The 13,433-nt window shown below is 74.3% G+C and carries 11 protein-coding genes; 9 read left to right on the top strand and 2 right to left on the bottom strand.

Annotated features, from left to right (window positions below):
* Positions 1 to 78: 78 nt before the first annotated feature.
* Positions 79 to 906: a PhzF family phenazine biosynthesis protein gene (locus ABZ945_RS15910; protein WP_361269086.1), complete on the bottom strand. Its 828-nt coding sequence runs from the start codon at positions 904 to 906 to the stop codon at positions 79 to 81.
* Between the two features lie 238 nt (positions 907 to 1,144).
* Here ABZ945_RS15910 and ABZ945_RS15905 point away from each other — a divergent pair, with 238 nt between their 5' ends.
* Positions 1,145 to 2,542, top strand: coding sequence for an FAD-dependent oxidoreductase (locus ABZ945_RS15905; protein ID WP_361269083.1), 1,398 nt, complete (start codon positions 1,145 to 1,147; stop codon positions 2,540 to 2,542).
* 36 nt (positions 2,543 to 2,578) lie between these two features.
* Here ABZ945_RS15905 and ABZ945_RS15900 read toward each other — a convergent pair whose 3' ends face one another.
* Complete coding sequence (locus ABZ945_RS15900) at positions 2,579 to 3,340, bottom strand: DeoR/GlpR family DNA-binding transcription regulator (protein ID WP_361269081.1); 762 nt, start codon at positions 3,338 to 3,340, stop codon at positions 2,579 to 2,581.
* A gap of 301 nt (positions 3,341 to 3,641) precedes the next feature.
* On the opposite strand from ABZ945_RS15900, the gene ABZ945_RS15895 reads away from it, so the two are divergent.
* From ABZ945_RS15895 to pfkB, 8 genes are all read left to right on the top strand, one after another.
* A complete protein-coding gene (locus tag ABZ945_RS15895) occupies positions 3,642 to 5,066 on the top strand; it encodes a sugar ABC transporter substrate-binding protein (protein ID WP_361269079.1) in 1,425 nt (474 codons plus the stop codon).
* Positions 5,063 to 6,043: a sugar ABC transporter permease gene (locus ABZ945_RS15890; protein ID WP_361269077.1), complete on the top strand. Its 981-nt coding sequence runs from the start codon at positions 5,063 to 5,065 to the stop codon at positions 6,041 to 6,043. The genes ABZ945_RS15895 and ABZ945_RS15890 overlap by 4 nt, the downstream gene beginning before the upstream one ends.
* Positions 6,040 to 6,918, top strand: coding sequence for a carbohydrate ABC transporter permease (locus ABZ945_RS15885; protein ID WP_361269074.1), 879 nt, complete (start codon positions 6,040 to 6,042; stop codon positions 6,916 to 6,918). Before ABZ945_RS15890 ends, ABZ945_RS15885 begins: the two co-directional genes overlap by 4 nt.
* A complete protein-coding gene (locus tag ABZ945_RS15880) occupies positions 6,915 to 7,904 on the top strand; it encodes a zinc-dependent alcohol dehydrogenase family protein (protein ID WP_361269071.1) in 990 nt (329 codons plus the stop codon). Before ABZ945_RS15885 ends, ABZ945_RS15880 begins: the two co-directional genes overlap by 4 nt.
* Positions 7,901 to 8,863, top strand: coding sequence for a PfkB family carbohydrate kinase (locus ABZ945_RS15875; protein ID WP_361269069.1), 963 nt, complete (start codon positions 7,901 to 7,903; stop codon positions 8,861 to 8,863). Before ABZ945_RS15880 ends, ABZ945_RS15875 begins: the two co-directional genes overlap by 4 nt.
* A 420-nt stretch (positions 8,864 to 9,283) precedes the next feature.
* Positions 9,284 to 11,398 carry an elongation factor G gene (gene fusA / locus ABZ945_RS15870; protein ID WP_361269066.1) on the top strand — a complete coding sequence of 705 codons (2,115 nt, stop codon included), beginning with the start codon at positions 9,284 to 9,286 and terminating at the stop codon, positions 11,396 to 11,398.
* Between the two features lie 200 nt (positions 11,399 to 11,598).
* Positions 11,599 to 12,360 (top strand): DeoR/GlpR family DNA-binding transcription regulator, encoded by a 762-nt coding sequence (locus ABZ945_RS15865; protein WP_361269064.1) that lies wholly within the window; start codon positions 11,599 to 11,601, stop codon positions 12,358 to 12,360.
* Positions 12,357 to 13,304 (top strand): 1-phosphofructokinase, encoded by a 948-nt coding sequence (pfkB, locus tag ABZ945_RS15860; RefSeq protein ID WP_361269062.1) that lies wholly within the window; start codon positions 12,357 to 12,359, stop codon positions 13,302 to 13,304. The genes ABZ945_RS15865 and pfkB overlap by 4 nt, the downstream gene beginning before the upstream one ends.
* Positions 13,305 to 13,433 lie beyond the last annotated feature (129 nt).

Here is a 13,433-nt window from a genome sequence, read left to right as displayed (position 1 = left end):
GCCGCCCGTGCGTGCGCGATCGCGCGGCCGGGACGGTGGCGGGCGGTCAGGACGGCGGGCGCTGGGAGGGGGCCGGACTCAGAGGTGCAGCGTCCCGTCCAGGACGGTGACCGCGTGGCCGCTGAGGTGGACCCGGTCGCCGTGCAGCGCGGTACGCACCCGGCCGGTACGGGCGGAGACCTGGAGCCCGGTGAGCCCGTCCCGGCCCAGCCGCGCCGACCAGTAGGGGGCGAGCGCGGTGTGGGCGCTGCCGGTGACCGGGTCCTCCGGGATGCCCTCGGCCGGTGAGAAGAACCGGGAGACGAAGTCGTACCCCTGGTCGGGGCGGGCGGCCTGCGCGGTGATGATCACACCGCGTAGCCCCTCGCGGCGGACCAGTTCGGCCAGGGCGTCAAGATCGGGAACGGCGGCCCGGACGGCCTCCTCGTCGGGGAGGACGGTGAGCAGGTCCCCGAGCGCGCCCGTGCGGAAGGCCGCGTCCGGCTTCCGCCCGAGGGCCTCGGCCAGCCCCTCCGGCAGCGGGGTCTCGATACCGGGCGCGGCCGGGAAGTCCAGGGTGACGGTGCCGTCCTCGTCCGCGTGCGCCACCAGAATGCCGCTGTGGCTGCTGCGGAACCGCACGGCGCCGATGAGCCCCCGCTCGGTGCGCAGCACATGGGTGGTGGCCAATGTGGCATGCCCGCAGAGGTTGGTCTCCACCAGCGGGGTGAACCAGCGGATCTCCCAGTCCGCTTCGGACGGGTCGGGCAGCGACAGCGCGAACGCCGACTCGGAGAAGCCGAGTTCGGCCGCGACCTGCTGCATCCACGCATCCTGGGGCCAGTCCCCGGCGGGCAGCAGACACACACCGGCGGGGTTGCCGGCGAACGGGCGGTCGGTGAAGGCGTCAACCACATGGAATCGCATGGCCGCACGCTAGCGGGACCAATCCCAAGAGAAACAAGGCCAATTCACTCCCAGTGGACTGACTTTCGCTGCCCTCCTCGTGCGGCTGCTCGCGGGGTCAGCGGCGCGACCGTCGGCCGGAGCGCCGCCCGGCGTCCGGCACAGGGCCCGGTCCGCCGCCGGGAGCGCCTCTGCGCACCAGGTGGGCCCGGTCCGGGATACTGGGCCGGTTGCCATCCGACGATGCGAAGGGGCGCGCATGGGCGAGCAGTTGGGTACGGGGGCGGGCAACCGCCACGCCGTGGTGATCGGCGGCGGCATCGCGGGACTGCTCGCGGCCCGGGTGCTGGCCGAGCACGCGGCCCGGGTCACCATCGTGGAGCGGGACCACTTCCCCGAGGAGCCAGGGCAGCGCGCGGGTGTGCCGCAGGGGTGGCACACCCATGTCCTGCTGGAGGGCGGGCAGCAGGCCCTGGAGGAGCTGCTGCCGGGCGTGATGGACGAGTTGCGCGCCTCGGGGGCGCCCCGGGTCGGGATGCCCGAGGACATGGTGCAGTACCACGGCGGCCGGTGGTTCCGGCGTACCGCCGCCACCTCCCCGCTCTACACCGGCACCCGGCCCGCCCTGGAACACCTGCTGCGGCGGCGCGTACTGGCGGATGACCGGATCGGTACGGTGCAGGGCACCGAGGTCGTCGGGCTGCTGGGGGACGCCGCCCGGGTGCACGGGGTGCTGCTGCGGGAGAAGGGCGCGGGCACGGAGACCCGGCCGCTGACGACGGACCTGGTGGTGGACGCCTCGGGACGCGGCTCCCCCGCGCCCCGATGGCTCGACGCGATCGGCGCCGAACCCCCGTACGAGGAGAGCATCGACACCGGTCTCGCCTACGCCACCCGGGTCTACCGGGACGGCTCCGAGGGCACCCTGGCCGACTGCCTCGGCTACTACCTGCTGCCGGGCCCGGACCAGCCGTACAGCGGCGGGGTGATCCCCATCGAGGGCGGGCGCCATCTGGTCACCCTGTCGGGGCTGCGCGGGGACGAACCGCCCACGGACGGGGCGGCGTTCGAGGACTATGCGAAGCGGCTGCCTCACCCGATCGTGCACGACTGGCTGCGGATGGCGCGTGCCGAGTCTCCGGTACGCGGCTTCCGCGGGACGGCCAACACCCGGCGGCGCTACGACCGTCCGGGGCGGCGCCCCGCCGGATTCCTGGCGACCGGGGACGCCCTGTGCACCTTCAACCCGATCTACGGGCAGGGCATGGCGGTCGCCGCCCTCAGCGCGCTGGCGCTGCGCGACGCCCTGGCGGACCGCCGCCGGACGCCCACCACCCGGCGGGTGCAGCGGGCCGTGTTCCGCGCCTCCGCGCAGGCCTGGGCCATCTCCAGCGGGGCGGACAAGAAGATGCCGGGCGCGGAGGGCAACGTGCTGGGCACCCCGGCGATCCAGCGCCCGGCCGCCTGGTACCTCGGCCGGGTGCAGGCCCGGTACACCGGCGACCCGGTGGTGGGCAGGGCCTTCCGCTCCGTGCTGGCCCTGGTCAACCCGGTCACCGTGCTCTTCGCCCCGAAGGTCGCCCGTGCGGTGCTCTTCGCACCGGTGCCGACGACCCCGCCGGAACCGCCGCTGAAGGCGGAGGAGCGCACCGGCTGACCGACAGCCGTCTAGAGGGCCCGGCGTCCACCGCTCTCAGACCCGGAGCACCTGCGGTCCGAGCAGCTGGTAGCGGTGGGCCTCGGCGAGCGGCAGCCCGGTGTCGGTGACGATGGCCTCCAGCTCGGGTACGTCGCCGAAGCGGCAGAAGCTCACCGCGCCGAACTTGGTGTGCACCCCGGCGAACACCCGGCGGCGGGCGCTGCGGATGGCCTGGGCCTTGACCTCGGCGACCGTGGGGTCCGGGGTGGTCAGACCGTGTTCGCGGGAGATGCCGTTGGCGCCCATATAGGCCAGGTCGATGACGAACCCGGCGAGCATCCTGGCCGCCCAGTGGTCGACGGTGGCGAGTGTGGAGCCGCGTACCCGGCCGCCCAGGAGGAGCACGGTGGCGTTCGGCCGGGGCGCCAGCGCGGCCGCCACCCCGAGGGAGGCGGTGACCACGGTCAACGGGCGCTCGACGGGGAGGGACTCGGCGATGAGCTGGGGCAGGAAACCCTCGTCCACGAAGACCGTCTCGGCGTCGCCGAGCAGTTCCGCCGCCGCCGTGGCGATCCGGGTCTTCTGCGGCACATGGCGGGTGGTGCGGGTGGCGAAGGTGGTCTCGAAGCCGGCGCTCTCGACCGGGTAGGCGCCGCCCCGGGTGCGCTGGACCAGGCCGTGTTCGGCCAGTGCGCGCAGATCGCGGCGGATGGTCTCGGGCGCCACGGCCAGCCGGCCGGCCAGCGCCGCCACCTCCACCGAGCCCTGCCGCCGGGCCAGGTCCAGGATGTCGCGCCTGCGCTCGTCGGAGTCCATCAGCGTTTCCTTTCGACTGGCGTACCGGTCCGGCGGGGCTCGCGGGGGCGTGCCGGTGGCGGTGATCGTACGGTCCGGGCGGGAAACGGGCACAGCCGCCGGGGGAAACGGGCAACCCCTCACCGCCCGGAGCCGCCGTACACCGCCGTGACCCGCACCGACACGGGAAACGCTGCGGGCAGGACCGGGCACGATCGGTGCGGCGACGAAGCGGTCCCAGGCCGTGCCCCGGGGATAGAAACGGAGCCGCAGCCGGGCGTTGCCCCGCGTCCGGCGCACCCGACACGCACAGGAGAGCCGCATGCCGTCCCCGTACCTCCCTCCCCCACCGACGCCCCGCACACCACGACCGGCCCCGGTCCGCGCCTCCGCCCCGTCCCGGCGGGTGCCGATACGGCGGACCGCCGGTGCCCTCGCCGCGCTGCTGCTGCTCGCCGGGTGCGCCGGCGCCGGGGGCGAGGGCGGTATCGGCGGGGGCGGTGCGGGCACCCTGAACGTGCTGATGGTGAACAACCCGCAGATGGTGCAGTTGCAGAAGCTGACTGCCGAGCACTTCACCAAGGAGACCGGGATCACGGTCGAGTTCACCGTGCTGCCGGAGAACGACGTCCGGGACAAGATCGGCCAGGACTTCTCCAACCAGGCCGGGCAGTACGACGTGGCGACCATCTCCAACTACGAGGTGCCGATCTACGCGGCCAACGACTGGCTGCATCCGCTGGACGAGCACATCGCCCGGGACTCGGCCTTCGACCAGGAGGACATCCTGCCCCCGGTGCGCGAGTCGCTGACCGTGGACGGCACGGTGTACGCCGAGCCGTTCTACGGCGAGTCGTCCTTTCTGATGTACCGCAAGGACGTGTTCGCCAAGAAGGGTCTCACCATGCCCGCCCGGCCCACCTGGACCCAGGTCGCCGAGCTGGCCGCCAAGGCGGACGGGGCCGAGCCCGGTATGAAGGGCATCTGCCTGCGTGGCCTGCCCGGTTGGGGCGAGGTGATGGCGCCGCTGACCACCGTGGTGAACACCTTCGGCGGCACCTGGTTCGAGAAGGACTGGACGCCGGGGCTGACCTCGCCGGAGTTCCGCAAGGCCACCGAGTTCTATGTGGACCTGGTGCGCAAGCACGGGCAGGCCGGCGCCGCCCAGTCCGGCTACGCGGAGTGCCTCAACAACATGACGCAGGGCCGGACCGCCATGTGGTACGACGCCACCGCCGGGGCCGCCGGTCTGGAGGCGGCCGGCTCACCGGTGAAGGGCAAGGTGGGCTATGTCGCGGCGCCGGTGGAGCGGACCAAGAGCTCCGGCTGGCTCTACACCTGGGCCTGGGGCGTGCAGAAGGCGTCCGAGAAGAGCGATGACGCCTGGAAGTTCATCTCCTGGGCGTCCGGGGCGGGTTACGAGCGGCTGGTCGGCGAGAACGCCGGCTGGGCGGCCGTCCCGGCGGGCAAGCGCTCCTCCACCTACGCGATCCCCGAGTACCGCGAGGAGGCCGGGGCGTTCGCGGAGGTGACCCGGGAGGCCATCGCCGCCGCCGACCCGGAGAACCCCGGGGTCCAGCCGAGGCCCGCGCCCGGTATCCAGTTCGTCGCCATCCCGGAGTTCACCGACCTCGGCACCCGGGTGTCGCAGCAGGTCAGCGCCGCCATCGCCGGGCGCACCTCGGTCGGCGCCGCCCTGGACGAGGGGCAGAAGCTCGCCGAGAAGGTGGCCGGAGGCCGCCGATGAGCGCGCCCGCGACCCTCGTCAAGGACCGGGCCGCCGCCGGGCGGCAGCGGCCGGGCTCCTCCCGTACGGTCCGGGCAGGCGGTGGAGCCCGCCGCTGGGCGACCCGGGCCCCGCTGCTGCCCGCCCTGGTGTTCCTGATCGCCGTCACCCAGCTGCCCTTCGCCGCTACCCTGTTCATCTCGCTCTTCGACTGGAACGCGCTGGCCCCGGACGCCCGTTCGTTCGCCGGGCTGGAGAACTACGCCTCGGTGGCGACCGACGCGGCGCTGCGCGAGTCGGTGCTCACCACCGTGCTGCTGACCGCCACCGTGGTGGTGGTCAGTGTGGCGCTGGGGCTGGGACTGGCGCTGCTGCTGGACCGGTCGTTCGCCGGGCGCGGAGTGGTGCGCACCCTGCTGATCACCCCGTTCCTGCTGGTGCCGGTCTCCGCGGCGCTGCTGTGGAAGCACGCCCTCTACAACCCCGAGTACGGTCTGCTGAACGGCGGTTGGGCGTGGTTCACCTCGCTGTTCGGGGTGCGGAGCCCGGCGCAGCCGGACTGGATCTCCGATATGCCGCTGCTGGCGGTGGAGTTGGCGCTGATCTGGCAGTGGACGCCGTTCATGATGCTGATCCTGCTGGCCGGGTTGCAGAGCCGCCCGGCCGAGACCCTGGAGGCGGCCCGGCTGGACGGGGCGGGCGCCTGGCAGGCGTTCCGCTTCCTGACGCTGCCGCATCTGCGCCGCTATCTGGAGCTGGGGGTGCTGCTGGGCTCGATCCATGTGGTGCAGAACTTCGACGCGGTGTTCACCATCACCTCCGGCGGGCTGGGCACCGCCAATCTGCCGTACACGATCTACCAGACGTTCTACAAGGCGCACGAGTACGGACTGGCCTCGGCGGCCGGGGTGCTGGTGGTGCTGGGCACCCTGGTCGTCGCGACCTTCGCGCTGCGCGTGGTGTCCTCGCTGTTCCGTGAGGAGGTGGGCCGCGGATGACGGTCCTGACGACCACGAAGGCACCCGGCCGTCCGTCCGGGGCGCTGCCGCCGGCGGCTCGGCGGGCCCGGCGCCGGGGAGCCGCGCTGGGGCTGCTGGCCTGGGTGGCCGGGCTGCTGTTCTGCGTACCGGCGCTGTGGATGCTGCTGACCTCGCTGCACTCGGAACCGGACGCGGCGACCAGCCCGCCGTCCCTGGCCGCGCCGCTGACGCTCGACGGCTACCGGGCCTTCTTCGGCGCCGAGCCCTGGGCGCCGCTGCTCAACTCGCTGATGGCGAGCGTGTTCTCGACGCTGCTGGTGCTGCTGCTGGCGCTGCCCGCCGCGTACGCGCTGTCCATCCGGCGGGTGGAGAAGTGGACGGATGTGATGTTCTTCTTCCTGTCCACCAAGATGCTGCCGGTGATCGCCGGGCTGCTGCCGGTGTATCTGTTCGCGAAGAACAGCGGGCTGCTGGACAACATCTGGCTGCTGGTCCTGCTGTACACCTCGATGAACCTGCCGATCGCGGTGTGGATGCTCCAGTCCTTCCTGGCCGACGTACCGGTCTCGATCATCGAGGCGGCGCGGGTGGACGGGGCGCGGCTGCCGACCGTACTGGCCCGGGTGGTCGCCCCGGTGACCGCGCCCGGGATCGCGGCCACGGCGCTGATCTGCACCATCTTCAGCTGGAACGAGATGCTGTTCGCCCGGGTCCTGACCGGGGTGCGGGCCGAGACCGCGCCGGTCTTCCTCACCTCCTTCGTCACCAGCCAGGGCCTGTTCCTGGCCCAGATGTGCGCCGCGTCCGTCGTGGTGTCCCTGCCGGTGCTGGCCGCCGGTTTCGCCGCCCAGGACAAACTGGTCCAGGGCCTGTCCCTGGGAGCCGTCAAATGAGGGCAGCGCTGATCGAAGCCCCCGGCAAGGTGTCCGTCACGACCGTGCCCGACCCCTCCCCCGGGCCCCGCCAGGTGGTGGTGGAGGTGGCCGCCTGCGGACTGTGCGGCACCGATCTGCACATCCTCCAGGGCGAGTTCGCCCCCACCCTGCCGGTCGTTCCCGGCCATGAGTTCGCCGGGGTGGTCGCCGAGACCGGCTCGGAGGTACGAGAGCTGGCGGTCGGCGACCGGGTGGCGGTGGACCCCTCGCTGCACTGCCACGAGTGCCGCTACTGCCGCTCGGGGCGCGGCAACCTGTGCGACAACTGGGCCGCCATCGGGGTCACCGTGCCCGGCGGCGCGGCCCGCTACGCGCTGGCCCCGGTGGCCAACTGCGTGAAGCTGCCGGACGAGGTGGACGTACGGGACGCGGCGCTGATCGAGCCGCTGTCCTGCGCGGTGCGCGGCTATGACGTGCTGCGGAGCACCCTGGGCGCCCGGGTGCTGGTCTACGGCTCCGGGACCATGGGGCTGATGATGCTGGAGCTGGCCAAGCGCACCGGCGCCGCGAGCGTGGACATCCTGGACATCAATCCGGAGCGGCTGGCCACCGCCCGGCTGCTGGGCACCAGTCGCGCCGGAGCCCGGGCCGAGGAGTTCGACCAGCCCGACGGCTGGGACGTGGTGGTGGACGCCACCGGGAACGCGGGCGCCATCCAGGACGGGCTGGGCCGGGTCGCCAAGGGCGGCACCTTCCTCCAGTTCGGGGTGGCGGACTACGCGACCACGGCCGTGATCGAGCCGTACCGGATCTACAACCAGGAGATCACCATCACCGGTTCCATGGCGGTGCTGCACAGCTTCGAACGCGCGGCCGCGCTGTTCGCCTCCGGGGTGCTGGACGCCACGGTGTTCATCAGCGACCGCTTCCCGCTGGACGCCTACCCGCAGGCGCTGGAGCGGTTCGCGGCCGGGCAGGGCCGCAAGATCGTGGTGGAGCCGTGAGCGGTGGTGCCGGTGGGCGGCCGGTGCTGGTGGTGGGCGAGGCCCTGGTGGATTTGGTCCCGGCGGCCGACGGCGGCGGGGCCTTGCGTCCGCTGCCCGGCGGAGCGGCGGCGAACGTGGCCGCCGCCCTGGCCCGGCTCGGCGGGCACGCCGTGTTCGCCGGCACCCTCGGCTCGGACGCCTTCGGCCGCCGGTGCGAGGAGCGGCTGCGGCGGGCCGGGGCCGATCTGTCGCTGTGCGGGCGCTCGGAGCTGCCGACCGCGCTGGCGGTGGCCGACCCGGACGGCCATTCCACCCGCTACGACTTCCACCTGCACGCCACCGCGACCTTCGAGCTCACCCCGCCGCCCGGCGGACTCGACCGGTTCGCCGCGGTGTACGCCGGTGGCCTGGCCGCCGTACGGGAGCCGGCCGCCGGGGCGGTGGCGGCCGTCGCCGAGCAGGCCGCCGCGCTCGGCCGCCTGGTGGTGGACCCCAACGTCCGCGCCGACCGCACCCTGGATCCGGCGGACGGGGCGCGCAGGCTGCGTCGGCTGTGCGAGCTGGCCCGGGTGGTGAAGGCGAGCGACGAGGACCTACGGGCCCTCTGGCCGGGCCGGACCCCGGAGGAGAGCTGCGCCCGGCTCGCCGACGGGGGGCGGCTGGTGCTGCTGACCCTGGGCGCCCGGGGCAGCACCGCCTTCCTGCCCGGCGGCGGCCGGGTCCGGGCGGCGGCCCCGCCGGTGCGGGTGGCCGACACCATCGGCGCCGGTGACGCCTTCACCGCCGCCTGCCTGGACCGCTTCGCCCGCGAGGGCGTCCCGGGCCCGGGGGCGCCGGAGGAGTCGGTACGTCGGCTGCTGGAGTACGCGGGCGGGGTCGCCGCCGCGGTGGTGGCCCGGCCGGGCGCGGACCTGCCCGAGGGCTTCGCGCCCGGCGCCCCCGTACCTCTGGAGGCGGGTGCACACCGCTTGACGTAATTCGGTGTCGCGGCGCCGGTCGGTCTCACTACAGTCGGCTCGTGCGCCGAACGGCTCTGGTCCGCGGCGCCGTGGGAACCATGTCGACGAGTGAGGGGAGACCGGCCGTGCGCCACGCCGCCGCCGTCGTCCCCCGGTCCCGGTACGACGTGATCATGGTGTCCTCGGGGGTCCGGTGCCGGCTGCGCGGCCGCCACCGGATGCCCGTGACGACCACCTTCTGACGCCCGCGCCGGCGCGGCACCGCCCGCCGACCCCGTACCGTCACCGCCGAAGGCCCCTCCGCGCACCGTCGCGGGCTCCCGCCCGTGCCGATGCGCCGTCCCGCCGTACCCGACGTGCTCCGGTACGCCAGCGGGCCACCCGTCCGGGCCCCATCGCGCCGCCCCTCTTCTCCTCCCGCCCGAAAGGCCAAGGGCCGTGCGCACCACCCTTCACACCACCGTCAGCACCGCCAACTCTGTCGCCGCTGTCGCCGCTGTTGCCGCTGTCCGCAACATCGGGATCCTCGCCCATGTCGACGCCGGCAAGACCACCGTCACCGAGCGGATCCTGTATCTCACCGGCGCCGTCCACAAGCGCGGCGAGGTCCACGACGGCACCACCGTCACCGACTTCGACCCGCAGGAGCGCGACCGCGGCATCACCATCTTCGCCGCGGCCGTCAGCTGCGAGTGGGCCGGGCACCGGATCAACCTGATCGACACCCCCGGGCATGTCGACTTCGCCGACGAGGTCGAGCGCTCGCTGCGGGTGCTGGACGGGGCGGTCGCGGTGTTCGACGCGGTGGCCGGTGTGGAGCCGCAGAGCGAGTCGGTGTGGCGCCAGGCCGATCGGCACGGCGTGCCCAGGATCGCCTTCGTCAACAAGCTCGACCGGGCGGGTGCCGATCTGGACGCGGCCGCCGCCTCGATCCGCGAGCGGCTGGGCACCGTACCGCTGGTGGTCCAGCTGCCGATCGGCCGGGAGGACGGGTTCACCGGCGTGGTCGATCTGGTGCGGCCGCGCGCCCTGGTGTGGACGGACGGCGCGGACGGGTTCGCGGTGGAGTCCGTGCCCGAGGAGCTGGCCGGTGAAGTGCGCGAGCGCAGACGGCGGTTGATGGAGGCGGTGGCCGAGCTGCACCCGGGGGCGCTGGAGGAGTTCTGCGAGCACTCCGAGCTGTCCGAGGCCACGCTGACGGCGGCGCTGCGCGAACTCACCCACAGCGGTGAGGCGGTGGTGGTGCTGTGCGGCTCGGCGTACCGCGACCGCGGCGTCGAACCGCTGCTGGACGCGGTCGCGGCCTATCTGCCGTCGCCCCTGGACGTGCCTCCGGTGCGCGGTGAGCACGCCGGGGCGGTCGAGGAACGCACCGCGGACGCCGAAGGCCCGTTCGCCGGGCTGGTGTTCAAGGTGGCAGCGACGGCGACCGGTCGGCTGACCTCGCTGCGGGTCTACTCGGGGACGCTGAGGAAGGGGGACGCCGTGCTGGACGCGGGAACCGGCCGCAGCGAGCGGATCGGCCGCATCCTGCGGGTGCAGGCAGGCCGGCACACCGAGGTGGACCGGGCCGTCGCGGGTGACATCGTCGCCGTCGTCGGCCCCAAGGCCGCCCGGGCCGGTGCGACGCTCTGCGCGCCGGACCGTCCGCTGGTGTTCGAACCGCCCACGGCGGCCGCCCCGGTGGTCTCGGTGGCGGTGGAGGCACGCAGCCGCGCCGACACCGAGCGGCTGGCGTCGGCGCTGGCCCGGCTGGTGGAGGAGGATCCCTCGCTGGCCGTCCGCACCGACCCGGAGACCGGCCAGACCGTGCTGTCCGGGATGGGCGAGCTCCATCTGGAGGTCGCGGTGGAGCGCATCCGCCGTGAGCACGGGCTGGCCCTGAACTCCGGCCGTCCGCAGGTCTCCTACCGGGAGGCCCCGGCGGGCGCGGTGCGCGGCCTGGTCTACCGGCACGCCAAACAGGACGGCGGCGCGGGCCAGTTCGCCCAGGTCGTCATCGATGTGGAGGTGCTGGACGACGCCGGGACGGCCGGCGGCGCGGACCTGGTGTTCGGCTCCGCCGTGGTCGGCGGCGGGGTGCCGAGGGAGTACGTCCGGGCGGTCGAGGCCGGCTGCCGGGACGCGCTCGCCGAGGGTCCGCTCGGCGGGCATCCGGTCACCGGGGTGCGGGTGACGCTCATCGACGGGGCCACCCATGTGAAGGACTCCTCGGACCTGGCGTTCCGCACCGCGGGCCGCTTCGCCCTGCGGGAGGCGCTGCGTACGGTGGGGACGGTGTTGCTGGAGCCGGTGGCCGAGGTGACGGCCACCGTCCCGGCCGACGCCGTGGGCGGGGTGCTCGGCGATCTGGCGGCCCGGCGGGGCCGGGTCACCGGGCAGTCGACCCGCTCCGGCGCGGCGGTGGTCACGGCCCTGGTCCCGCTGGCCGAGCTGTTCGGCTACGCCTCCGGGCTGCGGGGGCGCACCCAGGGCCGGGGCTCCTTCACCTCCCGCCCCGACGGGTACGCCCCAGCACCGCGTGGGGCGGGTGGGACGGGCTCCCTCGGCTGACGCCGGGGCGGTGGCAGGGAGGGGTCGCGGGCACACGTCTCGCGGCCCCTCCCCCATGCCATGCCCAGCGCATGTGGTTGTCGTTCCGCTCCATGCCCGTGTCCGCCCGCATCTGTGCACTTCACTGTTTACTTCGCCGCCGCGCGGGCGTAGCATCCCGGAAAACCACAGACTCGGTCATGGAACGGATGTAAAACCACATGTTCGCAGCGGAGCGCCAGCAGGAGATCCTGCGGCTGGCCCGGGAGGGCGGCCGGGTGGACGTGCTGTCCCTCGCCGAGGGGTTCCAGGTCACCGCCGAGACCGTACGGCGCGATCTGAAGGCCCTCGACCGCGCGGGACTGGTGCGCCGGGTGCACGGCGGCGCCATCCCGGCCGGCCATCTCGACTTCGAGCCCGACCTCGCCGAGCGCGACGCGGTCGCCGCCGACGAGAAGGACGGCATCGCCCGGGCCGCGCTCGCCGAACTGCCCGCGGACGGCAGCGTGATCCTGGACGCCGGAACGACGTGCGCCCGTCTTGCCGCCGCGTTCCCGATGGAGTCGGAGCTGACCGTGGTCACCCACGCGCTGCCGATCGCCGCCCGGCTGGCCGACCACCCGGGGATCGCGCTGCACCTGGTCGGGGGGAGGGTCCGGCACCGGACCCGGGCCGCCGTGGACGCCTGGGCGCTGCGAGCCTACGCGGAGATCAAGGCCGATGTGGTCTTCCTCGCCACCAACGGCTTCTGCCCGGACGGCGGGCTGACCACGCCCGACCTGGCCGAGGCCGCGGTGAAGAGCGCCGCCGTGCGGGCGGCCCGCCGGGTGGTGCTGCTCGCCGACTCGGCCAAGTTCGGTCAGCAGCACTTCGCCCGCTTCGGCGGGCTGTCCGACGTCGATCTGCTCATCACCGACCGGGGGCTCTCCGACGAGGACGCCCGGGCCGTCGAGCGCCAAGGCCCGGAGGTGGTCCGCGCATGATCCTCACCGTCACCCCCAACCCCAGCCTGGACCGCGCCTACGAGCTGCCGTCACTGGACCGGGGCGCCGTGCTGCGCGCCGCCCGCGACCGGGTGGACCCGGGCGGCAAGGGCGTCAACGTCTCGCGGGCCGTCGCCGCCGCGGGCGGCCGGACGGTCGCGGTGCTGCCGCTCGGCGGCCCCGAGGGGGCGCTGCTGGGCAGTCTGCTGGGCGGCCATGGCATCGAGGCCGCCGGGGTCCCGGTCGCCGGTTCGACCCGGGTCAACATCACCCTGGTCGAGGACGACGGCACGCTCACCAAGGTCAACGCCCCGGGCCCGGAGCTCACTTCGGCCGAGGCGGAGGCACTGCTGGAGGCGGTCCGGGCGCGGTCCGCCGGGGCCGACTGGATCGCCTGCTGCGGCAGTCTGCCGCGCGGTCTGCCCCCCGAGTGGTACGCGGAGCTGGTGGCCCGCGCCCACCGGGCCGGCGGCCGGGTCGCCCTGGACACCTCCGGGGCCGCGCTCACCGCCGCGCTCGGGGCGCGGCCCGATGTGGTCAAGCCCAACGCGGAGGAGCTCGCCGCGGCCGTGGGCCGCCCGCTCGCCACGGTCGGCGACGCCGTCAAGGCCGCCGAGGAGCTGCGCGAACGGGGTGCGGGCGCCGTGCTCGCCAGCCTGGGCGCGGACGGGCAACTGCTGGTCGAGGCGGACGGCAGCTGGTTCGGGCACGCCCCGGCGGCCGCCGTCCGGAGCAACGTGGGCGCGGGCGACGCCTCCCTGGCGGGTTTCCTCGGCGCGGGCGGCGCCGGACCGGTGGCGCTCGCCGCCGCGGTGGCCCATGGCGCGGCGGCCGTGCAGTTGCCCGGCAGTGTGATGCCGACGCCGTCCGACCTGGCGCCCGCCGCGGTGACCACGGTGCGGGAGATCCCGCTCGACCGCCCGCTCACGGAGCCGGCGCCATGACCGTTCGCCGCACCCCGTCCCGTACCGCCACTCCACCCCGTACGCCCGAATCCGTCCGTCCGCTTCCCCTGGCCGCTGCCCGGACGGACACCGCCGCCCCACCATCCGCCGTTCCCCACCCCTCGCGGG

Origin of the sequence: Streptomyces sp. NPDC046887 (assembly GCF_040644755.1) — a bacterium.
GTDB lineage: Bacteria > Actinomycetota > Actinomycetes > Streptomycetales > Streptomycetaceae > Streptomyces > Streptomyces lichenis.
The sequence above is the reverse complement of the archived record's forward strand: the minus strand, read 5'-3'. Positions and strand labels throughout refer to the sequence as shown.

Bases quoted from the DNA above. Each gene is read 5' to 3' on its own strand.
- ABZ945_RS15910 (WP_361269086.1), bottom strand. From the start codon at position 906: ATGCGATTCCATGTGGTTGACGCCTTCACCGACCGCCCGTTCGCCGGC.
- ABZ945_RS15905 (WP_361269083.1), top strand. From the start codon at position 1,145: ATGGGCGAGCAGTTGGGTACGGGGGCGGGCAACCGCCACGCCGTGGTG.
- ABZ945_RS15900 (WP_361269081.1), bottom strand. From the start codon at position 3,340: ATGGACTCCGACGAGCGCAGGCGCGACATCCTGGACCTGGCCCGGCGG.
- ABZ945_RS15895 (WP_361269079.1), top strand. From the start codon at position 3,642: ATGCCGTCCCCGTACCTCCCTCCCCCACCGACGCCCCGCACACCACGA.
- ABZ945_RS15890 (WP_361269077.1), top strand. From the start codon at position 5,063: ATGAGCGCGCCCGCGACCCTCGTCAAGGACCGGGCCGCCGCCGGGCGG.
- ABZ945_RS15885 (WP_361269074.1), top strand. From the start codon at position 6,040: ATGACGGTCCTGACGACCACGAAGGCACCCGGCCGTCCGTCCGGGGCG.
- ABZ945_RS15880 (WP_361269071.1), top strand. From the start codon at position 6,915: ATGAGGGCAGCGCTGATCGAAGCCCCCGGCAAGGTGTCCGTCACGACC.
- ABZ945_RS15865 (WP_361269064.1), top strand. From the start codon at position 11,599: ATGTTCGCAGCGGAGCGCCAGCAGGAGATCCTGCGGCTGGCCCGGGAG.
- pfkB (WP_361269062.1), top strand. From the start codon at position 12,357: ATGATCCTCACCGTCACCCCCAACCCCAGCCTGGACCGCGCCTACGAG.